The organism is Oceanimonas baumannii (assembly GCF_002245495.1).
Classification (GTDB): domain Bacteria; phylum Pseudomonadota; class Gammaproteobacteria; order Enterobacterales; family Aeromonadaceae; genus Oceanimonas; species Oceanimonas baumannii.
Genome location: NZ_NQJF01000021.1, coordinates 1 through 22,239 on the forward strand (window position 1 = coordinate 1; position 22,239 = coordinate 22,239).

Sequence of the window (22,239 nt, forward strand, 5' to 3'; positions counted from 1 at the left end):
ACCTTTGGGGCTGTGCAATACCAGGGTGGCGGGCTGTTGCAGCAGGGTGCCCAGGGGCGGCAGCGGGGCAGAGCACACCAGGGTGAGCGAGAGGGAGAAACAGCGGCTGAGGGCTTCTTCCCCCCGCCAGTCATAAACGGACTGTGCGCCCAGCTCCCCCAGGTACAGCCAGGCCTGGTGCGCATTGGCAGCAGGCGCAAGTTCAATTGTGTTCATGAATGTCGTGCTCATTTTAATTATTGCGTCAAAAATTGTCGTTATTTCATTTTCATGACATCAGCAAGTGCTGACGATATTACCTTACGCCCGCGACAGAACCTGTCATTACCTGCCACCAACTGCGTAAATCAATGCCACAACACGCATGAAAAAGAATTAAACGATCACACAAAGAAATTTGAAAACCTATTTAAAGCCACCCTGACGCCAGCACCGAATCGCACTAACAAAATCAAGGAGATTCAAAACAAAACCATAAAAATCAATAACTTATAAAAACTAAAAAGTCACTTGACGAATAACCTTAAATCATAATAAATGAAATGTTAATACCTTCTCCCTGCTGACCAACGCGTCATTTTATTGACTATCAAAAAATCAGAATTAAGTGTTGGATTTTCCCTTCAGATAGGTAGAATCCAGCCAGCACTGGATTCACACGAAAATTATTAACTTTATAAAGCATCGTCAGATACTTATTTCAGGACATACTAAATGACCTCGTGGAATACGCTTATTGAGCCTGTTCCCGGTGAGCATCTTTGCGGTGAAGATTGCCGTTACGAAGATGATTTTGAGCTGATAGAGCGGGAGATCGGTAAGCTCAATAATCTTTATCACCGTGAAGAGCCGGACTGGCAGTGGATTGCCGACCAGACCCAGGCTCTGCTCATCGAAAAATCGAAGGATTTACGTCTCGCCTGCTGGCTGGTCCGCGCCTGGTGGAACCTTGAAGGTACTGCCGGGCTTGAGCGGGGCTGCCGCTTTCTGGCGGCGCTGTGTGATCATTTCTGGTCCGGGTGCTTTCCTCGTAAACCCCGCGCCCGCCTGGCTGCCCTGCAGGGGCTGCTGAATGTGCTGGACAGCGAATTGCGGGACGAAGCCCTCAACAGTGGCGAGCAGTTAAAAAACCTGGAAGCCGCCCTGGCGCAGCTGGATGAAACCCTCTCAGCGCTGCTGGATACGTCGCCGGAAGAACTGGCGACACTGCTGCGTCGTTGCCGGCAACAGGAGAAACGCCTGGCGGCCACGGCACAGCCAGCGGCGGTCCACGCTCCGGCCAAGCCCTCTCCGGCTCCCGCCATGACTCCGGCACCTCTGCTGCCGGCACTGGATGAGCCGGTGGCGTCCGCTGTGGCCAGCGAGCGCGATGCCGCCAAGTTACTGCGCCAGCTGCAAGATTCGGCCCGTCGCCTGGCCAGCTTCTGGCAAAAAGACAATCCTGCTGATGCACGACGATTCAGGCTGGCTCGGGTACTTACCTGGTCAGCCATCAGTGCCCTGCCTGGTGCCGATCACCAAGGCCGCACCCAGCTAAAGCCCCTGCCCGCTACCAAGCTGCTGAACTACCGCGATCGGTTGCAGCAGGGTGACGTTGCCGTCCTGCTGGACGAACTGGAGATCAGCCTGACCAAGGCACCGTTCTGGCTTGATGGTCACCATATGAGCTGGCAGTGCCTCAACGCCTTGCGCTGGCAGGCCGCCGCCGACGAAGTACTTGGCCAGGTGCGCCACTTTACTGGTGTCTTCCCGGCGTTGCTGGAACTCAGCTTTGACGACGGCACCCCCTTCGCCGACAGCCACACCCGGGAGTGGCTGGGCAGTACCACCGGGCAGGAAACCTCCGTCCCCGCCGTCAGCCTGCCTCAGCTGCATTCCGACGATCTGCAACAGGCCCTGACCACAGCCATGGAACAATTACCTCAGTTGGGGCTGGGCCCTGCCCTGCAGCCTCTGCAGCAAGCAGCGCGCCTTGCCGGCAGCGGACGAGATGCCGCCGGCTGGCGTCTTGCCATGGCACGGCTGTGCGTGCTCGACAAACAATTTGGTGCAGCGGTGTCTCTACTCAGACCCTTGTATCAGGAGTTTGAGCAACGCAGCTTGTGGCAATGGGAGCCCGCGCTTGGGCTGGAGCTGTGTCAGTTGCTGCTGGCCGCACTCGACAACCTGCCCCGCAAGGAAGACGCGCCGGCATGGCGGCGGGAAATACACGAGCGCCTGTGCAACGTGGATGTTTGTGCAGGACTGGAATTTTAACCCCTGAAGGAGAAGCCCCATGGCAAAAGAAGGTAGCGTCGCCCCCAAGGAACGCATCAATGTCACGTTCAAACCGGCCACCGGTGATGCTCAGGAAGAAATGGAGCTGCCGCTCAAGCTGATGGTGCTTGGTGATTTCACCCAGCGTGAAGACGATCGCCAGATTGAAGAACGCAGCCCGATCAGCATCGATAAAAACAATTTCAACGAAGTGCTGGCCAAACAGGAGCTGTCGCTCAGCCTGTCGGTGCCCAACACCCTGGACGACACGGATCCCGATGCCGAGCTGCCGGTGAATTTGTCGTTCAGCGAGCTGAAAGACTTCAACCCCGCCAGCGTGGTAGAGCAGGTACCTGAACTGAAGGCACTGATGGAGCTGCGCGATGCGCTGGTGGCCCTTAAAGGTCCGCTTGGCAATGCGCCGGCCTTTCGCAAGGCCATTGAATCGGTGCTGCAAGACAACGACGCCCGCGAAAAAGTTCTGGCCGAGCTGGGCCTGGGCGACCCTCAATAACAAATAAGGAACGGGACTGATGACTGAAACCGCCCGGCTGGACAGCCAGCAACACGCAGAAAGCACCGGTATTCTTGAGCAGATTATTGCCGAAACCCGGCTTAACCCCAACGATGAGGCTTACGGCATTGCCAAGCGCGGTGTGGGTGCCTTTATTGAAGAACTGCTGAAACCGCACAACCAGAACGAGCCGGTGAAGAAGGCCCTGGTAGATCGCATGATCACGGAAATTGATGCTCGCCTGAGCAAACAGGTCGACGCCATTCTGCACCATGAGCAGTTTCAGAAAATGGAGTCGGCCTGGCGCGGACTCAAGCTGCTGGTAGATCGCACCAATTTTCGGGAAAACATCAGTATCGAACTGCTGAACGCATCCAAAGCCGACTTGCTGGAAGACTTTGAAGACGCGCCGGAGATCACGCAAAGCGGCCTCTACAAGCACATCTATACTGCCGAGTACGGTCAGTTTGGTGGTGAGCCCGTGGGTGCCATTATTGCCAACTATGAGTTCGGTCCGTCCGCCCCCGACATTAAAACCCTGCAGGGTGTGGCCGCCGTATCAGCCATGTCTCATGCACCTTTCATCGGTGCTGCCGGTCCGCAGTTTTTTGGTCTGGAAAGTTTTGAAGGCCTGCCCGACATGAAGGATCTGAAAGATCACTTTGAAGGGCCGCTGTTCACCAAATGGCAGAGCTTCCGCGAGCAGGAAGACGCCCGCTACGTGGGTCTTACCCTGCCCCGCTTTTTGCTGCGCCAGCCTTACGATCCGGAAGCCAACCCGGTTAAAAGCTTTGTCTATCAGGAAGACGTGTCGTCTTCTCACGAGCATTATCTGTGGGGCAACACCGCTTTTGCCTTTGCCAGTCGCCTGACCGACAGCTTTGCCAAATTCCGCTGGTGCCCCAATATTATTGGCCCGCGCAGTGGCGGTGCGGTGGAAGATCTGCCACTGCATCATTTTGAAAGCATGGGCGAGATTGAAACCAAAATACCCACCGAAGTGCTGGTATCGGACCGTAAGGAATATGAGCTGGCAGAAGAAGGCTTTATCTCGCTCACCATGCGTAAAGGCTCCGACAACGCGGCATTTTTCTCGGCCAACTCCACCCAGAAACCCAAGTTTTTCGGCATTTCGGAAGAAGGCAAAGAAGCCGAACTGAACTACAAACTGGGCACCCAGCTGCCTTATTTGTTTGTGGTCAGCCGTCTGGCACACTACATCAAGGTATTGCAGCGGGAGCAGATTGGCAGCTGGAAAGAGCGCTCTGATCTGGAAGCCGAGCTCAACACCTGGATCCGCCAGTATGTGGCCGACCAGGAAAACCCACCCGCCGAAGTGCGTGGCCGTCGTCCGCTACGCGCCGCCCGGGTGCAGGTTGAGGACGTGAGTGGTGAACCGGGCTGGTACCGGGTTAACCTGTCCATCCGACCCCATTTCAAATATATGGGTGCCGACTTTACGCTGTCGCTGGTCGGCAAGCTGGACAAGGAGTAATCCGTGAGATCCGGCAGCCTGTTTGAGCGTTTAACCGGCGAGCACGCCGGCAGGGAAAACCTGCCGGCGGAAGATGCGCTGGCTGCGTCCATCTCCAATCATCTGGCCAAATTGCTGAGCACCCGTGCTGGCTCGGTCATGACACAGCCTGATTATGGCCTGCCGGATCTGAACCAGATCCATTTAAGTGTGCACGACGCCATGATAAGCACTCGTGCTCACATTGAGGATACCATCCGCCGTTATGAGCCCCGGCTGCATCACCCCAGCGTCAGGATGGAAGCCAACCCCGCCTCTCCTCTGAAAATGCGTTTCCATATCAGTGGCAACGTCGAGGTAGATGGCAGCCGTTTTCCCATCGCCTTTGATGCCGACCTTAGCGGCGGCGGCAAAATAAAGGTGTATTAACATGTCGCTGAACCGTTATTACCAGGACGAGCTGCAGGCTCTGCGGGAACAGGGCAAGGCGTTTTCAGAACGTAACCCGGCGCTGGCTCCGTTTTTGGGCCATGAAGGCCGGGATCCGGACGTTGAGCGGCTGCTGGAAGGTTTTGCCTTCCTGACCGGCCGCCTGCGCCAGCGCCTGGATGATGAGCTGCCGGAGCTGAGTCATTCTCTGATGCAGCTGCTCTGGCCCAATTATCTGCAGCCGGTACCGTCATTAACCATGCTGGAGTTTGAGCCGCTGGAAGATCTGACCAGCGCCCGGGTAGTACCCCGGCATACAGAAGTCACCAGCACTCCCCGCCATGGCATCAGCTGTCCGTTTCGCACCTGTTACTCCACGCAACTTTACCCCTTGCGCCATGAACAGCTGGAGTTTGCGCCTGCCGGTGATGGCGGTGTCCTGATTATGCATCTGCATATTGCGGAGCAGGCGGATCTGCCGGGGATGCAACTTGACAGCCTGCGTCTGCATCTGGCCGGAGACCGGATGGTCTCGTCGGCACTGTATCTGAGCCTGCTGGAATACCTGGAGCAGGCCGAACTGCATCTGTTTGATGAACACGACGAGCTGCTGCAGCGCTATTCTCTGGGCCGCCAGTGCATCAGCCCCGCCGGCTTTGGTGAAGATCAGGCACTTCTGCCCTACTCCCTGAATACCTTCAGCGGTTACCGGCACTTGCAGGAATATTTCTGTTTTCCCGAAAAACTGATGTTTGTGGATGTGAACGGGCTGGAGATGACCCGCCATAATACGGTGGCTCACCAGGCCTGCCGCCGGCTTGAGCTGCGTTTTAACCTGAGCAGACTGCCGCTGGCCCGCTTTGCACCTCACCGGGATCACATCCGGCTTTACTGCACACCGGCCATCAATCTGTTTGAACATGATGCCGTGCCCATCCGCATGGATCACCGCCAGACACAATACCGGCTGCTTCCGGCTGCCCTGCCACCGGAATACAGCAGCGTGGTCAGCGTGGGCCGGGTTCAGGGCTGGCAGCCAGGCGGCCGCAACTGCCGGGAATATGTGGCATTTGAGTCGTTTGAACACAGTGACTACACCAACAAGCCGTATTTTGGCGTACATCGCCAGCCCGGGCTGGATCCGCGCAAACTGGAAACCTGGCTCAGCTTTCATCAGCCCGGCATCGAGTTTTATACCGAGACCATGTCGGTAGAGCTGCAGTGTTGCAATCAGGACCTGCCAAGCGAGCTGGACGTTGGTGAGATCTGTGTTGCTACCGACACCACCCCCGGGTTTGCCCGCTTTAAAAACATTCGTCCGGCCACCCGCTGCTATCCGCCGCCTCTGCAGGGTGAAGGCTTATGGCGGCTGATCTCCAATATGTCACTTAACTATATTTCCCTTACCAACCCCGATGCCCTGCGGGTGGTGCTGGAAACCTATGATTTCTGTGCGCCTTTTGACGAAGCCGCGGCCCGCCGCACCCGCCACATGCTGAACGGCATTCAGGCCATTAATCATCAGCGCACCGACCGGCTGTGGCAGGGCCTGCCGGTACGGGGCACCCACACCGAGCTGACGCTGTCATCGGCCCACTTTTCCGGCCTCGGCGAGCTGTATTTGTTTGGTGCGGTACTGAACGAGTTTTTTGCGCTTTATGCCAGCCTTAATTCGTTTCATGAGCTTTCTGTTAACACCACAGACGGAGCCCGTTTTACATGGACGCCAAGAATGGGACAACAACCCATATTGTAACGGGGTCACCTGGCCCGTTTACCGGCTCCGTAAGACGTTACAGCCTGTTCAAGGCACTGGAGCTGAGCTGTCGCTGGCTGATGGCCCGCAATGACAACATGACGGAAGCCCAGGCCTTTGCGCAGATAGAATTCCGGGCCAATCCGTCTTTTGGTTTTGCCGGCGCCGATGTGGAGTCAGCCCGCTTTTATCAGTCCCGGGGCCGCTGGCATGCCTGCCTGGTGCTTAACCCCATCGGACTAATGGGAGCAGGCTCGCCGTTACCGGCCTTTTATACCGAGCCGCTGGCCCAGGACGACAACAGCCAGGATGCAGCCCGGGAATTCCTGCAACTGTTCAACAGCCGGCTGCACCGGTTGCTGTTCGCTCTGTATCAGAAATACCGCTATGCCGCGAGCTTTCGTCAGGGGGCGGGCGATGTGTTCTCACAGCGTATGTTTGCCCTGATGGGACTGGGCAACCGGATAACCGGCCTGGATGACCGGCTGCAGTGGCAACGGTTGTTGTCTTATCTGGGCTTACTGGGCCAGCGCGCTCATTCCGCCGCACTGATTGAGTCGGTGCTGCGCTATTACCTGAAGCATCAGGATATTGAGCTTGAACCCTGCGTTACGCGCCGGGTGCCCGTTGCGCCCCAACAGCAGAACCGGCTGGGGCAAGCCAACAGCAGCCTGGGACAAGACTGTGTAATCGGCACCGAAGTACACGACCGAAGCAGCAAGTTCCGCATTCATATCCGCCATCTCGACTGGCAGCAATTTTACGAATTGCTGCCCATTGGCAGCCGCTATCAGGAACTGAATGAGCTGGTGCGCTTTACTCTGCGCGACCCGCTCGACTACGACATTCGGCTGGTGCTGAAACCAGAAGAAAAGAGAGCACTGGCGCTGGCCGAAAACAACGAGTGCCGGCTTGGCTGGACCACCTGGCTGGGCAGCGAACGCGCTGATGGCACCATTACTATTTCCGGGAGCTGATTAAATGATTAACGCTGATTTGCACCAGCTGGTGCGCGCCCTTGAACCCACCGCAAGACAGGCACTGGAGCAGGCTGCCGAACGCTGTGTGGCCCGCGGCGGACGGGAGATTCTGGTAGAGGATCTGCTGCTGTGCCTGGCCACTAATGAGCAGAGCTTTCTGAATGCGGCCCTGCGCCAGTTCCAGCTGGATCATGCTGCCCTGCTCACGGCCTTGCATCACGCCGGCGAACGCGCCGTCCCCGGCGAGCACAGCCCGGTGTTTTCAGCCGATCTGGTGCAATGGCTGCAGGAAGCCTATCTGCTCAGCACCCTGGAGCTGCACCTTGAACAGGTGCCGGAAGGCTGTCTGTTGCTGGCCCTGCTCAACAACCCGGGCGATCATGCTCACCGCCGCTGTTATGCGGTGCTGGCCGACATTCCAAAAGACAAACTGAGACAACTGATTGGCGGCATGCTGGAAAGCCAGCCTGGCCCCTCCTCTGCCGTCAACAGTGCCCTGCAGCAGTTCACCACCAACTTCACCCAACTGGCCCGTGACGGCAGCATCGACCCGGTGCTGGGACGGGAAGGTGAAATTCGCCAGATGATCGACATTCTTGCCCGCCGGCGCAAAAACAACCCCATTGTGGTGGGTGACGCCGGTGTGGGCAAAACGGCGGTAGTGGAAGGGCTGGCGCTGAAAGTGGCTTCCAATGAAGTACCGCCGGTACTGGAAAACGTGGAAATTCTGGCCCTTGATATGGGCCTGCTGCAGGCCGGTGCCAGCGTAAAGGGGGAATTTGAACGCCGGCTGCAGGCAGTCATTGAAGGAGTGAAAACATCGGCCACGCCGGTTGTCCTGTTTATAGATGAAGCCCACACCCTGATTGGTGCCGGGGGGCAGGCCGGCGGCAACGATGCCGCCAACCTGCTGAAGCCGGCCCTGGCCCGGGGCGAGCTGAGAACCATCGCCGCCACCACCTGGTCGGAATATAAAAAATACATTGAAAAGGATCCGGCCCTGGCCCGGCGCTTTCAGCCGGTACAACTGGATGAGCCCGATCCGGCACAGGCCGTGGCTATTTTGCGCGGGCTGGCCCCTCACTATCAGCAAACCCACGGTGTCTATCTGCGGGACGATGCCGTGGTCGCCGCCGCCGAGCTGTCGGCACGGTACATCAGCGGCCGGCAACTGCCTGATAAAGCCGTAGACGTGCTTGACACCGCCTGTGCCAGAGTGCGCATCAGCCTGAACAGCCGTCCGGCTGAACTGGAAGCGCTGCATTATCGTCAGGCGGGGCTGCAGCGCGAGCTGGATGCCCGCCAGCGAGATCATCAGGCCGGCCTGATGCAGAATGAAGAAGAACTGAGCAGGCTCGCCGAACAGGTGACCAGCCTGGCCGGGCAGGCCGAGGCCACCGAGCAGTTATGGCAACAACAAAAAGCACTGGCAGAACAACTGCTGGCATTACGCCGGCAAGACACCCCGGATCCGGCACAGCTGCAAGCTCTGCAACAACAGCTGGCAGAACTGCAGCAGTCTCAGCGACTGGTGCATTACGAGGTGAGTGCCCGGCTGGTGGCAGAGGTGATTTCCGCCTGGACCGGTATCCCCGTGGGGAATCTGGTGCAGCAGCGTTCACAACAGGTCATGCACTTCGGCGAACATATGCAGCAGCGCATTCGGGGGCAGCAGCATGCCATTGACGCCCTTAACCGTTCGGTACGTGCCAGCGCCACCGGCATCAGCAACCCGGATGCACCCGATGGCGTGTTTTTACTGGTCGGCCCCAGTGGCACCGGCAAAACCGAAACGGCCTTGGCCATGGCCGATTTGCTTTATGGCGGTGATCGCTTTCTCACCACTATCAATATGTCGGAATTTCAGGAAAAGCACACGGTATCACGGCTTATTGGCTCTCCTCCCGGTTATGTGGGATTTGGAGAAGGTGGCATGCTCACCGATGCCGTGCGTCAGCGTCCTTATTCGGTAGTGCTGCTCGATGAAGTGGAAAAAGCCGACAAGGATGTACTCAATCTGTTCTACCAGATTTTTGACAAGGGCATGGCCAACGACGGTGAAGGCCGGGCCACCGACTTTCGTCATTGCACCCTGCTGCTCACGTCAAACCTGGGCTCGGACATAATAGAGCAACTGTGCCGGCAGCAGCCCCGCCCCGATCCGGCCGAGCTGCTGGAGGCCATTCGTCCTGTGCTGACCCGTCATTTCAAGCCGGCGCTGCTGGCCCGCATGACGGTGGTGCCCTATTACCCCATTGATGACGGCACCATGGCCGAGCTGGTGAAAATAAAACTCGATCGCCTGGGCCAGCGTCTGCGCGAGCGCCGTATCACCCTGGCCTGTACACCTGAGGTGATCAGCGCCATCAGCCAACGCTGCACTCACAGCGACAGCGGCGCGCGCAACATTGATCATGTGCTGCGGGAGCAGCTGATGCCGCTGATTTCCGACACCTTGTTGCAGGCTCAGGCCGATAACCAGGCATCAGACACCCTGGTGCTGAGCTGGCATGAAACCGACGGTTTCGCATGCCGTAGCGGGCAGCAGGAGATCGCGTAATGATGCCGGTGCCCGTGGAGCACAGCCCGGTAAACAGCAAGGCCGAACTGGCGTTGCTGCACCGTTTGTGCAAAAGCTCATCGGCCTCGGCGGTGCTGGCGTTGTGGGCCTCGGGGCTGCAACAGCTGACCGGCTGTGACCGGGCAGATATCTACCTGTTGGATCAGAGCCACAGCTTGCTGGTGCGCCAGATAAGCGCAAGCCCCGAAGGCACCCGCCAGGACAACAGCTACAGCGAGCCGGCAGACTACCGCCACGACAGTCTGCTGAGTGCCGCTCTGCTGGGGCAAACGCCACTGCACCTGAACACAGCGCAGGCAGACGGACATTTCAGGCTGGACTTTTTGCAGGCCGGCCACACGGGTCTTCCCCCCCATACCATGATCACCGCTCTGCCTGTACGTGATGCCGCCAATCACAACCAGGGGGTATTAGTACTGCTGGGGGGGCGTCATGATGACAGCAGTCAGCAACACACTGCGTCTCTGACCGGTTTGTGCACCAGTTTCTGGCTGCAATATTGCCGCCATCAACAGCTGGCGGACTGCGTCCGTCAGCGCACCCCGACACCGGCTCCCCGACCGGTACCGCTTAATCACAGCTATGGGCTTACCGGCAACAGTGAAGCCATCCGGCAACTGCGCCGGCTCATCAGCAAAACCCTGCACAATCAGAGCAGTGTGCTGATTACCGGTGAAACCGGAACCGGCAAGGAGCTGGTGGCCCAGGCCATTCACCATCACGGGCCCCGGCGTTCCTTTCCGTTTCAGGTGCAAAACTGCGCCAGCATTCCCGAGTCGTTACTGGAAAGCGAGCTGTTCGGCTACTGCCGAGGGGCTTTTACCGGGGCCGACAGAGAACACATGGGGCTGATCCGCTCGGCACAAGGCGGCACCCTGTTTCTGGATGAAATCGGTGACATGCCACTGTCACTGCAGGCCAAGCTGCTGCGGGTGTTGCAGGAGCAAAGTGTACGGCCGTTGGGTGATACCCGCAGTTATGCAGTGAATGTACGTATTGTGGCGGCCACCCATCAGAACCTGCCCGACATGGTGGCCAGCGGCCGCTTTCGTCAGGATCTGTATTACCGGCTGGCCCAGTTCCCCATCGCCCTGCCCCCGCTGCGAGAGCGCAAAGACGACATTGCCTTACTCAGCCAGCACTTTGCCGACGAGTTTGCCCACCATGCCCGCTTACCGGCTCCGGTGCTTTCGCCTGCCTTGCTGGAACGGCTGGAAAGCCACCATTATCCCGGCAATGTGCGCGAGCTGAAAAACATGATTGAGCGCACCCTGCTGATGCATGGCCATGAAGCCAGCCTGCAGCCGGGCCACCTGCCCCCCGAGCTGTTTGAACAGGCCTGTGCCGATCAACAGACGGAAGTAGAAGATCTGGGAGCCGGAAAACTGGACGAGCGCCTCAATTACCTGGAATGCCGGGTACTGGAGCAGGTGCTGCATAAATATCACGGCAACCAGAAGCTGGCCGCCCAGGAGCTTGGTCTCTCTCGGGGCGCCATGAATTACCGACTGAAAAAACATCAAATTAACGCACGGAACTGGAGGATATGACATGCCCCTACTGACCACGGCACTGGCCGCTTTATTACTGCTGTCGGCCTGCACCAACACCGATCATTATCGTCCGCTGGGTGAACCCGCTCCCCGGGAACAACCCGAAATCATCAAGCAGCAGTAACAGGAAAGCGATCCATGGAACTGACTTTTACCATTAGCGGTGCTCCGGATTATCCCCATGATCTGCGCTCATCTCACACCTTTCGCCAGGCAGGAGGCACCATAGGTCGCAATCCACGCTGCGACTGGTCCCTCCCCGATGACCGCCGGCATCTTTCCGGTGTACATGCAGAGGTTACCTTTGAAGATGGTCGTTTTTTCCTGACCGATCTCAGCACCAACGGCACCTTTGTACACCCCGGCCATGAACGTCTGCCTGCCAACCAGCCGGTACCGGTGGTACACGGCACCGCATATGTATTTGGTGAATATGTCCTTCAGGCGCGACTGAGTCAGGATCTGGCCATGTATCAGGACATGGCCGGCCAGCCCCGCACCGATGACAACATTATTCCTGACGACGACTTTCTCGATCTTGATCCAATCAAGGCGCTGGGCCGCCAGCAACACCATTCCGCCATGGCAGACGACTGGCAGCAGGGCCTTCCTCCCCAAAACGACAGCGCGGCATCCTTGCTTGATCAACCCAGCCTTGCCGAAAGCACAGAGCACATGACCGATGCCGTGCCACCTCCGGTGTTCACCAGACCGCCAGAGCCAGAGCCGGCCCCGGCCAGTCCTCCACCACAACAGGCAGAGCCAGCAGCCGCTCCCACCCCTATGGCAGACAGTGAATGGCAGGTGTTGAGCAAGGCGCTGGGGGTGGAGCTGAGTGAGGTGCCCAGTGAGCAGCGCAGTGAGCTGCTGCGCCGGCTGGGGGCCATGGTCCGCCTGGCAGTGAGTGGCACCATGCAGGGCCTGCGCACCCGCGCCGACATTAAAAATGAAATGCGTCTGAACATGACGGTGGTGCAGAGTGAGGGCAATAACCCACTGAAATTCTGCAGTGATTATCAGCAGGCCATGGAGCTGATGCTGCTGCATCCCCGCGCCGGCTATCTGCACGGCGAACAAGCACTGCGCCAGGGTCTGCAGGAACTCCAGTCTCATCAGGTCGCCAGCCTGGCAGCCACCCGTGCAGCCATTAACGGCGTGATCGAACAATTGTCACCAGAACGGCTGGTGTACCGTTTTGAACAAAAAATCAGTAAACCACGTTTTGGCAAGGCCGACGGCCACTACTGGCGCGCTTATCACCAGTTTCATCAGAGCCTGAGTGATGATCAGGAATGGCGGCAATCGTTATTTTCCCGCCACTACAGTGCTACCTATGAAGAGCAGGCTCAACTGCTGACCACCGCGACTTCGCATTTCGACTAACAGGACTCAACATGATACGCGCTTCTTTCTTTTTTGCCTTGTGTCTGGCCATGGCCGGTTGCAGCCATCAACCACACCACGCCTTGCTCGATTTGAGCCTGGTGGCCAGTGAAGAGCAGAACCCCGACGTCAACGGCCGCCCTTCTCCGATGATCATTAAATTAATGGAACTGAAGAGCGCCTCTGCCTTCAACAATGGGGATTTCTTTGCGCTCTACGGCGCGGCGGCAGACACCCTGGGCACCGATCTTGTTGCCATGGAGTCGCTGGCAGTGCGGCCCGGTGAAACCGTGAAACTTCAGCTGCGCCTGAAGCCGGACTCCAGATATGTGGGAGTGGTGGCAGCGTATCGCGACCTGGATGGCGACAACTGGCGCTATCTGCTGCCCCTGAAACAAGGCAAACAAAATGTGATTGAACTGGGCCTCACCGAAGATCAACTGGTGCGTATTCAGCCCGGCAACAAGGAGTAAGGCCCGATGGACAAAGTGATCTGGCACGAAGGCATGCTGCTGCGGCCCCAGCACTTTCAGCAACATGACCGCTTTTTGCAACATGAACTGAACCAGCGCAGTTTATTTTCCCGCCGTCACGGCTGGGGATTTTTCCAGCGCGAACTGGATGCACAATATCTTCAAATGGGAAAAATTGTGCTGAATGCCGCATCGGGCATTCTGCCGGACGGCACCCTGTTTGACCTGCATAACAGCGAGGAACCGCTGGCACTGGATGTGCCGGCAGGTGCCACCGACAGTCTGGTATGCCTGGCACTGCCGCTGCAGGCAGGAAACACCGTGGAAGCCCGCCGTGCCGATCAACAGGATGTAGTGGCCCGTTATGTCGGTTACAGCCGGGATGTAGCCGACTCCAATGCCGGTGAATATGGCCAGACCCAGGTGATGTGCGGCCGTCAGGGATTCCGGCTGATGCTGGAACAGGATATTGCTGCCAACTGGGCCAGCCTGCCGGTATGCCGGCTGCTGGACCTCAGCCCCGACGGCGTGGTCAGTCTGGAGCGTGACTACCAGCCAACCGTGCTGGATATTCATCACTCCGAGCTGCTCAGCGGCTATGTGCGGGAAGTGATCAGCATGCTGAGCCACCGTGCCGATCAGCTGGCTCAGCGCATCAGCAGTGCGCGCCAGCTGGGCGGCAGTGAAATGGGTGACTTTCTGATGCTGCAGCTGATAAACCGCAACGAACCCCGGCTGCGCCACTTGCTGGCCGAACCCCAGGTACATCCGGAGCAACTGTACCTTGAGCTGCTCAGCCTGAATGGTGAGCTGGCCACCTATAACGGCGAACAGCGCAGACCCAACAACGAGCATGTTTACCGTCATCAGGATCTGCTGGGTTGCTTCCGGCCGCTGATGCAGGACATCCGCCAGTTGCTGAGCCAGGTGCTGGAGCAACATGCCATTGAGCTCGCCTTGCAGGAGCGTAAATATGGCATTCAGGTGGCTCCGCTTCACGATCACGGCCTGCTGGAAAATGCCGGCTTTATTCTGGCGGCCCGGGCCGACTGCGATCCCGACGAGCTGCGCCGTACCCTGCCCAACCAGCTTAAAGTGGGGCCTGTGGAACGTATTCGTCAGCTGGTAAACCTGCATTTGCCGGGCATTCGTCTGCGCTCACTGCCGGTGGCACCCCGCCAGTTGCCCTATCACACCGGCACTGCCTATTTTGCCCTTAATCTGACCCCCGAAGATAAAGCCCTGCTGGAAAGCTCCGGCGGCTTTGCCTTCCATACCTCGGGCCAGTTCAGCGGACTGGAGCTGAATTTCTGGGCCATAAGGAACAGCTGATATGAGTCAATCGCCCTTTGAAGACCGCACCGTGCTGGTGAGCCACTCATCCCGCAATACCAGGGAGGTATCACTGACCGAAGAGGCGCTGGGCCGGCGTCCCAATTATGCCCAGCTGGAAGACCGCATGGTCTTCGCTGCCCGTATTCGCCCCGAGCTGGAACTGCGCGTGGGTGTGAATCCGCTGGTGGAGGCAGCCTCCGTACTGCTGCTGCATCAGGCTCGGCTAAGCCAGGCGCCCAGACATCAGGACCTGACGTCTCTGAAAGACAACCTGAGCCGGGATATCAAAACCTTTGAATATCTGGCCATGTCGCGGGGCTGTGACAACGCCGAAGTGATCGCCGGCCGTTATGTGCTGTGCACCGTGCTGGATGAGGCCGTGGCCACCACGCCGTGGGGAGAAGAAGGCGAATGGTCCCGTCACAGCCTGCTCAGCAGCTTTCATAACGAAACCTATGGTGGTGAAAAGGTGTTTCAGCTTATCGACAAGCTGTCCGCCAACCCGGCCCGGCATCTTGATTTGCTGGAGCTGATTTACCTGTGTCTGAGCCTGGGCTTTGAGGGCAAGTATCGCCTGCTGCCCCGGGGCACGCTGGAGCTGGAAGCTATCCGCGACAGCCTGTATCGCCAGATCCGTCAGCTCAGGGGCGATGTGAAAAAAGAACTGTCGCCTAACTGGCAGGGGATCAGCAAGGGCCGCCCGTCGCTGGTATCACGGGTACCGTTATGGAGCCTGCTGCTGATGGCCGTGCTGTGCCTGGCGGTCACCTACAACGGGTTTAACTGGGTGCTGCGCAGCCAGACCAACGACATTGCCACTTTATACAGCCCGCTGGCCCAGCCTGCGGTGGCAACAAATAATGTGAAAGAAGGATCCGACACACCATGAATGCCCGGTTACATGCTATTGGGAACACCCTTGCTCAACGATGGTGCTGGTCACTGCTGCTGACCCTGATGTTGATCGTGCTGATTTGCCTGGCCGGCCCCATGATAGCCATTAATGAGCATAAGATACTGGCCGGCGTAAGCACCCGCATTCTGGTGAGTGGCTGTTTGCTGCTGGCCTGGGCCCTGATCATGCTGTTGTTACAGCGCCGGGACCAGCGCCGTCAGCTCAGTGATGAGCAGCGTGACGATCTGCATCAGGAACAACAGCTGAAAAAGCAGGCAAAAGATGAGCTGGGCATTATCAAAGATCGTATGCAGCAGGCCCTGCAGGTGATCCGCGATTCCAGTTTTTATGGCAAACGCGGCGACCGCTTCCGTTATGAGTTGCCCTGGTATTTGCTGCTGGGGGCCACCGGCAGTGGCAAGACCTCGCTGCTGGAACATTCCGGCGTGGAGTTTCCGGTCAATGAACAGAAAGACAGCCTGACCCACGACATCGGTCACACCCGTTATTGCGACTGGTACTTTGCCAACCATGCCATTCTTATCGACAGCGCCGGCCGGTTTACCGAGCAACAGGGCAGCGGCCCTGATGCAGACATCTGGCAGGGCTTTTTGCGTCAGCTGAAGCTGCGCCGCCGCCGGCGTCCGCTTAATGGGGTGTTACTGACGCTGGATCTGGATCAGCTGCTGCAGGACAGTGAAGCCGATCTGGAACGTTATGCCCGCACTATTCGCGAACGCATGCAGGAATTGCACAGCAAACTGACCATTGGGTTGCCGGTGTATCTGGTGCTGACCAAAACCGACCGCTTGCCCGGGTTCCGCGAATTTTTCGACGCCCTCAGCCGGGAAGAACGGGATCAGGTCATGGGCATCACCTTCAAGGAGAGCACCGAAGGGACTCAGGCAAGTGTGCTCAAGCAGGAATTTGAAGAGCTGTTGCGCCGGCTGAACAGCCAGGTGCTGCAGCGGGTACACCAGGAGCGGGATGTCGCTCGCCGTGGACAACTGCTGGAGTTTTCCATGCAGCTGGCCGGCATAGGAGAACGCCTGGCCCTGTTTGTGGAGCTGGCTTTTGGCAAAACCCGCTACCACAATGCCAGCCAGCTGCGCGGAGTATATTTTACCAGTGCTCCCGAACTGGAACCCAACCTGGATGAAGACACCGCCGCCATTGGCCGCAACCTGGGACTGCCCCGGCACTTGCTACCAACCACGGGAGCCAACCGGGGACTTTTCATTCGCCGCCTGCTGGAAGAAGTCATTTTTCCTGAAGCCGAACTGGCAGGGCTGGATAAACGCTATGAGAACAAGCTGAAATGGCGTAACCGCCTGGCCTATGCCACGGCGCTGGCCGTGCTGGTGCTGGGCGGAGGCCTGTGGGCCAACAGCTTTTTATATAACACCGAGCGGCAGCACGAAATGGCAGCCCGGCTTGAACAGGGCCATGACATTCAGCGCCAGTTGCCGTCCGTGGCCGGCCTGTCGGAAACCGCGCCCCTGCTGAATACCCTGCTGGATGCCAGCCGGGTGTACCCGGCAGATGATCAGCTGTCATGGACAGAGCAGCTTGGTCTCTATCAGGGCACGCTGCTGAACCAGATGAGTTCGCAGATTTATGATCAGCAGCTGCGTGAACAACTGCTGCCCCGTATCAGACGCCAGCTGGAAGAGCAGATTGCTGCCAACCTGGATAACCGCAATGTGCTCAGTAACGCACTGCGGGCATATCTCATGCTGAACATGCAACGCCATCTTGATCCGGACTTTCTCAAAGAATGGGTGGGCATGGACTGGTCGTACCGCTACAGCGGACAGGGGCAACTGCAGCAGCAACTGACCGATCACTTTGATCATTTGCTTAAGATTGGCTTTGACCCGGTCAAACTCGACAAAAAACTGCTGATAAGCGCCCGTAATGAGCTGCGCACCGAGCCGACCGCCGAACTGGTGTATCGCATGCTGCAGGAAGACCCGTCTCTGGTGAACGTGGCTGACTTTACTTTTGCTTCCGCCCTTACCAGCTACCCCCGGGTGTTTGATTATGATGACTACCGCATTCCCGCTCTGTATACCCGGGATGGTTACCAGCGGGTGTTTCTGGCCCGGGGCATTGGCCTGGTAAAAGACATTGTTGATAACAACTGGGTACTGGGCGACTCCACCGAGTTGAGCGAGTTCGAGATCCGCCGCATTTATAGCGAAGTGGAAGAAATGTATTTCCGTGATTATACCGAGCACTGGAATACCGCTCTGAATCAGCTGCAAATTAAATCCAGCACCAGCCTGGCCGAAGCCAGCGCCCAGCTGCAGGCCATGACCACCGGCTCTCGTCCGATCCTGGAAGTGCTGCAGGCCGTGCGCAAACACTCTCTGCTGCTCGACAATGCCCCGCAGGTCGCCGAAACGGCCGGTGAACTCAGCGGCAAACTGGCCAAAAAAGCGGATCCCAAAATGCGCAAGCTGGTGGCCAGTGGCGTGGAGTCGGCGCTGGCCGAAGCCGATGCCAACAGTGCCCGGCAAACCCTGGCCCGTCAGTTTCATGAGCTGAACGTGTTGTTGCCCGACGGCCAGACTCCGGCACCGGCCCTGCAAAATGCCATGGACGCCCTGTTTGCGGTGCAGAGCCGCTTCAATGCAGTGGCCAATGCTCCTGACCCCGGCCAGGCCGCCTACAAGCTGGCTCGTCAGCGTATGAATGGCGATGTGGACGAACTGGGTCGCTTACGTCAGGCCATGGACAACCTGCCCTCACCTGCCAGCCACTGGCTGCTGCAAGTGGCCGATCAGGGCTGGTTCTTGATGCTGAGCAGTACCCACAATTACATTCAGCAACAATATGCGGCCGAATTGTGGCGTCCCTACCGCAACAGCATTGCCGGGCGTTATCCTTTTGACCAACAGGCAGAGCAGGAAGTCGCGCTGGGTGACTTTAATGCTTTCTTTGGCAAGGGGGGCAATGTAGACGGCTTCTACAGCAATGTACTGCGCCCCTTTGTCAGCGGCAATCGTGGCCGGCTTTATGCCCGCCAGGTAGACGGTCAGGGTCTGCCGCTCTCGGGGACCTTCTTGCGCCAGATGTCTCAGGCCCATGTGATTCAGCAGTCGTTCTTTTCGGAAAATGACAGTCAGGCTCAGCTGCAGTTCAAAATGGAACCCCTCGCGCTGTCTTCAAGCCTGCTGAAGTCGGAGCTGAAACTGGATGGCAGCAGTCTGGTGTATGAGCACGGCCCCATTATTGGCAAGCAATTTACCTGGCCCGGAACCGCCAGCCGCAACCTGGCCAGCATTGCTTTACACAACCTGGCCGGCAACCATGTGCTCAGCCGCCAGAGCACCGGCACCTGGAGTCTGTTCCGTTTGCTGGATGAGTTTCAGGTGGAAAGCCAGACCGGCAGCAATGTGCTGAAAGCCAGCCTGAATAAGGAAGGCCTGACCGCTCAGTATTTAATTGCCAGCCGTCACAGCCCCAACCCGCTGAACCGGCAAACCCTGGTTGCTTTTGGTCTGCCGGCAAAACTATGACCCGGCACCTGAACTGGCACTCTGCCGCCTGCACCCATGGCGGCAAAGTAAGGGAATGCAACGAAGACGGCTACTTTAACCACAGCCCGGCCGGACTGTGGGCGGTAGCCGATGGCCTCGGCGGCTATCAAAACGGTGACCTGGCCAGCCGCATGGTGATTGAAGCGCTCAGTAGCCTGACCGACACGGAAGACACCGGGCCCTTGTCGCTGTATCAGCGTCAGCTGGCACTGCATCAGGTCCTTGAGCGGGTAAACCGGCACCTGGGTTGTGAAAAAACCCTGCATGGCAGCCAGGCCATTGGCAGCACGGTAGCAGCCCTGCTGCTCAGCCCCCAGGGCAACGCAGTATGCCTGTGGGCCGGCGACAGCCGCTGTTACTTGTTACGCCGCCGGCGGCTGTATCAGATAACTCAGGATCACAGCCTGGTACAAAAGCTGATTGAACAACGGCGCATCAGCCGGCGTGAAGCCGGCAGCCACCCTCAGCGCCATGTGCTGACCAGAGCCATTGGCGGTGCGCCTGAACTGGCCCTGGAAACCGTGGAGCTGGAGCTGGAACGGGGTGATCGTTTGCTGTTGTGCACCGATGGTCTTTATCGGGAGCTGGGCGAGGAACAAATGGTGGCCGGCCTGTGCCTCGACACGCCCGGCGCTGCCGTCACCCACCTGGCAACCGAGGTACTGCGTGGCCCGGCCACCGACAACCTGACCGCGCTGGCCGTTTTTGTGAGCTGACTATGAGCCAAGTGTTACTGACATCTGTTGCGACTCATCCCGGTACGGATCATGCGCCCACCGTGCTGGCACAGCGCTACTTGCTGCACCGTATTTTGGGGGTGGGCGGCATGGGCGTGGTGTATAAAGCCCGGGATCTGCTGCTGGAATCATTAGGCGAACCGCACCCCTGGGTGGCGTTAAAAACCCTGAACCGGGACATGCGCGAGCACCAGGGTGCCAATGCACTGCTGCTGGGGGAGTATCGACTGGGCATGCGCCTGCGCCATGGCAATGTGGTGCGCAATCTGCATTTTGATATGTGTACGCAGCACCATCACGGTTTTTTTACTCAGGAGCTGATTGCCGGCGAAACCCTGGAGGAACGGCTGTTGCAGGGGCCGCCACCGCCCCCCGTTCTGCGCCTGAAGTGGGCACGTCAGCTGGTATCTGCTCTGCAGTACAGCCACCAGCAAGGCGTTATACATGCCGATCTCAAGCCAGCCAATCTGCTGATTGATCAGCATGACGACCTGCTGCTGTTTGACTTCGGCATTGGCCGGCTGAGTGACGACAGCGACACCGCCTTCCGGCTGAACCGCGAGCAACTGGATGCTCACAGCGAACGTTATGCCGCACCCGAGCTGTTTAACGGGGCCTTGCCCTCGGCACAGACCGACGGCTTTTCACTGGCCTGCGTGCTTTATCAGCTGTTGAGCCTTAAGCACCCCTTCGGCCCCCATACCACCCGGAGTCTGGCAGAGCAGCCGTTGCAGCCCGTTCCGCCTACTCGCCACCGGCACCTTAACCGTGCTCTGCTGAATGCCCTGCAAGTGTTACCGGAAGACAGGGACAGCAGCCTGTTCCGGCTGGCCGAACCATTGCCGGCGCTCGCCGCAGCACCCGATAAATGGTTGTGTGCATGATTTTCAGTAGAAACATGCATAAATGTCTGAAAATCATGCATTTAAAAGAGAGCTCACACCGCAAAAAAATACAAGAAGTTGATTTATAAGGTTTTTTTAAAGGTGGCACGATAATCGCTTACTAACAGAGTACGGATACGTCCGGAACTCATACTTAATTAACATCAACACGAGGATATACGCTATGCCAACTCCGGCTTATATGACCATTGAAGGGGAAAAACAGGGCCTGATCACCGCCGGTACCTTCACCGAAGACTCCGTAGGCAACATCTATCAGGAAGGCCACGAAGACGAAGTGCTGGTACAGGGCTTCGAGCATCAGGTAGTGCTGCCCCGCGACGTACAGTCCGGCCAGCCCACCGGCCAGCGCGTACACAAGCCGGTAAAAATTACCAAGGTATTCGACAAGGCATCCCCGCTGATCTACAACGCCCTCACCTCCGGTGAGCGTCTGCCGACCGTCACCATCAAGTGGTACCGCACCTCTGCCACCGGCAGCCAGGAGCACTATTTCACCACCGAGCTGACCGACGCCATTATCGTGGACGTGCAGGCGCAAATGCCCAACTGTCAGGATCCGTCCCAGGCCCACTTTACCCACCTGGAAGACGTATACATGACCTACCGTGCCATCAGCTGGACCCATGAAGTATCCGGTACTTCCGGCTCCGACGACTGGCGCTCGCCGGTGTCTGCCTGATGCCGATGCCCGGGCTCCGGCCCGGGCATTTCATGCAGAAGCGTTACGACTGCTGACACAGCACGCATCAGCAGCCGTAACACTTTTGTATTCTGGGCAGGAGGACAACACTGAATGGCTAAAATAGCGCGATTGGGAGATGCGACATCCCAGGGCGGTAGCGTGCTCGAAGGAGACGGAAACATTACTCACGGCGGCAAGCCGGTAGCCCGGGTGGGAATGAAAGCCAGTTGCCCCAAATGCAAAAAGGGTCAGGGCCCCATTGTGCCCGTGGCCCCGCGCACCGTGAGTCTGCCCGGCGGCCCAGTGGCTCTGGCCGGCGATCAGGTGGCCTGCGGCTGCCCGCCCGGCAGCCACGTGCTGGTTCCAGCACAAGGAGACACCCAGGCCGCTGGCTGACGCACACGCCAGACAGTGACGTACTGCGTTCAAAACAGCGCCATTCAGGCCCCCTCTTTTTTCTCTCTTGGGTAGAATAACCCGGCGATTTTACGAACACTTCCAAAAATAACGAGCACGAACATCATGAACCCGTTTGAACTTGCGCCTGCTGCCAATGCGCACCAGGCCTGGCTGTACCTGGGGGAGCTGGGCGCACAGTCCGTTTATGACTGGCGGGGGGAAGAAGCCCTCAGCCGCTGTTTCTCCCTCTCGCTTACCCTGGTGTGCTCTGCCCCGCTGCCGCCCCTGGGCACCCTGCTGCAACAGCCCGCCACCCTGGTATTGCACAGCCCCAAAGGC

20 protein-coding genes are annotated in these 22,239 nt (G+C 58.2%); 19 read left to right on the forward strand and 1 reads right to left on the reverse strand.

Annotation, left to right across the window (positions count from 1 at the left end):
• Positions 1-216 (reverse strand): hypothetical protein (locus B6S09_RS17475; protein ID WP_141201995.1); only part of this gene is annotated, 216 nt, incomplete at its 3' end.
• Between the two features lie 498 nt (positions 217-714).
• Between B6S09_RS17475 and tssA the strand changes: the two genes are divergently transcribed.
• The 19 genes from tssA to B6S09_RS17570 all read left to right on the forward strand — a co-directional run.
• Complete coding sequence (gene tssA / locus B6S09_RS17480; RefSeq protein ID WP_094279770.1) at positions 715-2,256, forward strand: type VI secretion system protein TssA; 1,542 nt, start codon at positions 715-717, stop codon at positions 2,254-2,256.
• Between the two features lie 19 nt (positions 2,257-2,275).
• On the forward strand, positions 2,276-2,770 hold the full coding sequence (gene tssB, locus B6S09_RS17485) for a type VI secretion system contractile sheath small subunit (RefSeq protein WP_094279771.1): 495 nt from the start codon (positions 2,276-2,278) through the stop codon (positions 2,768-2,770).
• A gap of 19 nt (positions 2,771-2,789) precedes the next feature.
• On the forward strand, positions 2,790-4,265 hold the full coding sequence (tssC, locus tag B6S09_RS17490; protein WP_094279772.1) for a type VI secretion system contractile sheath large subunit: 1,476 nt from the start codon (positions 2,790-2,792) through the stop codon (positions 4,263-4,265).
• 3 nt (positions 4,266-4,268) lie between these two features.
• Positions 4,269-4,673, forward strand: a complete 405-nt coding sequence (gene tssE / locus B6S09_RS17495) for a type VI secretion system baseplate subunit TssE (RefSeq protein ID WP_094279773.1) — start codon at positions 4,269-4,271, stop codon at positions 4,671-4,673.
• A 1-nt stretch (position 4,674) separates the two neighbouring features.
• Entirely contained in the window at positions 4,675-6,429 is a 1,755-nt protein-coding gene (gene tssF, locus B6S09_RS17500) for a type VI secretion system baseplate subunit TssF (protein ID WP_094279774.1), read from the forward strand.
• Entirely contained in the window at positions 6,393-7,406 is a 1,014-nt protein-coding gene (gene tssG / locus B6S09_RS17505) for a type VI secretion system baseplate subunit TssG (RefSeq protein ID WP_094279775.1), read from the forward strand. Before tssF ends, tssG begins: the two co-directional genes overlap by 37 nt.
• Before the next feature lie 4 nt (positions 7,407-7,410).
• The gene (gene tssH, locus B6S09_RS17510) at positions 7,411-9,969 is read left to right on the forward strand and encodes a type VI secretion system ATPase TssH (protein ID WP_094279776.1); all 2,559 of its coding nucleotides are present in this window, start codon (positions 7,411-7,413) and stop codon (positions 9,967-9,969) included.
• Complete coding sequence (locus B6S09_RS17515) at positions 9,969-11,540, forward strand: sigma-54 interaction domain-containing protein (protein ID WP_243832910.1); 1,572 nt, start codon at positions 9,969-9,971, stop codon at positions 11,538-11,540. Before tssH ends, B6S09_RS17515 begins: the two co-directional genes overlap by 1 nt.
• Before the next feature lies 1 nt (position 11,541).
• A complete protein-coding gene (locus B6S09_RS18750; protein ID WP_094279777.1) occupies positions 11,542-11,667 on the forward strand; it encodes a hypothetical protein in 126 nt (41 codons plus the stop codon).
• Between the two features lie 14 nt (positions 11,668-11,681).
• On the forward strand, positions 11,682-12,926 hold the full coding sequence (gene tagH / locus B6S09_RS17525; protein WP_094279778.1) for a type VI secretion system-associated FHA domain protein TagH: 1,245 nt from the start codon (positions 11,682-11,684) through the stop codon (positions 12,924-12,926).
• Between the two features lie 11 nt (positions 12,927-12,937).
• Positions 12,938-13,399, forward strand: a complete 462-nt coding sequence (gene tssJ, locus B6S09_RS17530) for a type VI secretion system lipoprotein TssJ (RefSeq protein ID WP_094279779.1) — start codon at positions 12,938-12,940, stop codon at positions 13,397-13,399.
• A 6-nt stretch (positions 13,400-13,405) separates the two neighbouring features.
• Positions 13,406-14,731: a type VI secretion system baseplate subunit TssK gene (tssK, locus tag B6S09_RS17535; RefSeq protein WP_094279780.1), complete on the forward strand. Its 1,326-nt coding sequence runs from the start codon at positions 13,406-13,408 to the stop codon at positions 14,729-14,731.
• Position 14,732: 1 nt separating this feature from the next.
• The gene (gene icmH / locus B6S09_RS17540) at positions 14,733-15,623 is read left to right on the forward strand and encodes a type IVB secretion system protein IcmH/DotU (RefSeq protein WP_094279781.1); all 891 of its coding nucleotides are present in this window, start codon (positions 14,733-14,735) and stop codon (positions 15,621-15,623) included.
• Positions 15,620-19,153, forward strand: coding sequence for a type VI secretion system membrane subunit TssM (tssM, locus tag B6S09_RS17545; RefSeq protein ID WP_094279782.1), 3,534 nt, complete (start codon positions 15,620-15,622; stop codon positions 19,151-19,153). The genes icmH and tssM overlap by 4 nt, the downstream gene beginning before the upstream one ends.
• On the forward strand, positions 19,150-19,890 hold the full coding sequence (locus B6S09_RS17550) for a PP2C family protein-serine/threonine phosphatase (protein WP_094279783.1): 741 nt from the start codon (positions 19,150-19,152) through the stop codon (positions 19,888-19,890). The genes tssM and B6S09_RS17550 overlap by 4 nt, the downstream gene beginning before the upstream one ends.
• A gap of 2 nt (positions 19,891-19,892) precedes the next feature.
• Positions 19,893-20,795, forward strand: a complete 903-nt coding sequence (locus B6S09_RS17555; RefSeq protein ID WP_094279784.1) for a serine/threonine-protein kinase — start codon at positions 19,893-19,895, stop codon at positions 20,793-20,795.
• 184 nt (positions 20,796-20,979) lie between these two features.
• Positions 20,980-21,498, forward strand: a complete 519-nt coding sequence (locus tag B6S09_RS17560; protein ID WP_094279785.1) for an Hcp family type VI secretion system effector — start codon at positions 20,980-20,982, stop codon at positions 21,496-21,498.
• Between the two features lie 114 nt (positions 21,499-21,612).
• Positions 21,613-21,897 (forward strand): PAAR domain-containing protein, encoded by a 285-nt coding sequence (locus B6S09_RS17565; protein ID WP_094279786.1) that lies wholly within the window; start codon positions 21,613-21,615, stop codon positions 21,895-21,897.
• 126 nt (positions 21,898-22,023) lie between these two features.
• On the forward strand, positions 22,024-22,239 hold a 216-nt coding region (locus tag B6S09_RS17570), incomplete at its 3' end, for a hypothetical protein (RefSeq protein ID WP_141201996.1).

Excerpts from the sequence above, each read along its gene's own strand:
- tssA (WP_094279770.1), top strand. The coding sequence starts at position 715 with ATGACCTCGTGGAATACGCTTATTGAGCCTGTTCCCGGTGAGCATCTT.
- tssB (WP_094279771.1), top strand. The coding sequence starts at position 2,276 with ATGGCAAAAGAAGGTAGCGTCGCCCCCAAGGAACGCATCAATGTCACG.
- tssC (WP_094279772.1), top strand. The coding sequence starts at position 2,790 with ATGACTGAAACCGCCCGGCTGGACAGCCAGCAACACGCAGAAAGCACC.
- tssF (WP_094279774.1), top strand. The coding sequence starts at position 4,675 with ATGTCGCTGAACCGTTATTACCAGGACGAGCTGCAGGCTCTGCGGGAA.
- tssG (WP_094279775.1), top strand. The coding sequence starts at position 6,393 with ATGGACGCCAAGAATGGGACAACAACCCATATTGTAACGGGGTCACCT.
- tssH (WP_094279776.1), top strand. The coding sequence starts at position 7,411 with ATGATTAACGCTGATTTGCACCAGCTGGTGCGCGCCCTTGAACCCACC.
- B6S09_RS17515 (WP_243832910.1), top strand. The coding sequence starts at position 9,969 with ATGATGCCGGTGCCCGTGGAGCACAGCCCGGTAAACAGCAAGGCCGAA.
- B6S09_RS18750 (WP_094279777.1), top strand. The coding sequence starts at position 11,542 with ATGCCCCTACTGACCACGGCACTGGCCGCTTTATTACTGCTGTCGGCC.
- tagH (WP_094279778.1), top strand. The coding sequence starts at position 11,682 with ATGGAACTGACTTTTACCATTAGCGGTGCTCCGGATTATCCCCATGAT.
- tssJ (WP_094279779.1), top strand. The coding sequence starts at position 12,938 with ATGATACGCGCTTCTTTCTTTTTTGCCTTGTGTCTGGCCATGGCCGGT.
- tssK (WP_094279780.1), top strand. The coding sequence starts at position 13,406 with ATGGACAAAGTGATCTGGCACGAAGGCATGCTGCTGCGGCCCCAGCAC.
- icmH (WP_094279781.1), top strand. The coding sequence starts at position 14,733 with ATGAGTCAATCGCCCTTTGAAGACCGCACCGTGCTGGTGAGCCACTCA.
- tssM (WP_094279782.1), top strand. The coding sequence starts at position 15,620 with ATGAATGCCCGGTTACATGCTATTGGGAACACCCTTGCTCAACGATGG.
- B6S09_RS17550 (WP_094279783.1), top strand. The coding sequence starts at position 19,150 with ATGACCCGGCACCTGAACTGGCACTCTGCCGCCTGCACCCATGGCGGC.
- B6S09_RS17555 (WP_094279784.1), top strand. The coding sequence starts at position 19,893 with ATGAGCCAAGTGTTACTGACATCTGTTGCGACTCATCCCGGTACGGAT.
- B6S09_RS17560 (WP_094279785.1), top strand. The coding sequence starts at position 20,980 with ATGCCAACTCCGGCTTATATGACCATTGAAGGGGAAAAACAGGGCCTG.
- B6S09_RS17565 (WP_094279786.1), top strand. The coding sequence starts at position 21,613 with ATGGCTAAAATAGCGCGATTGGGAGATGCGACATCCCAGGGCGGTAGC.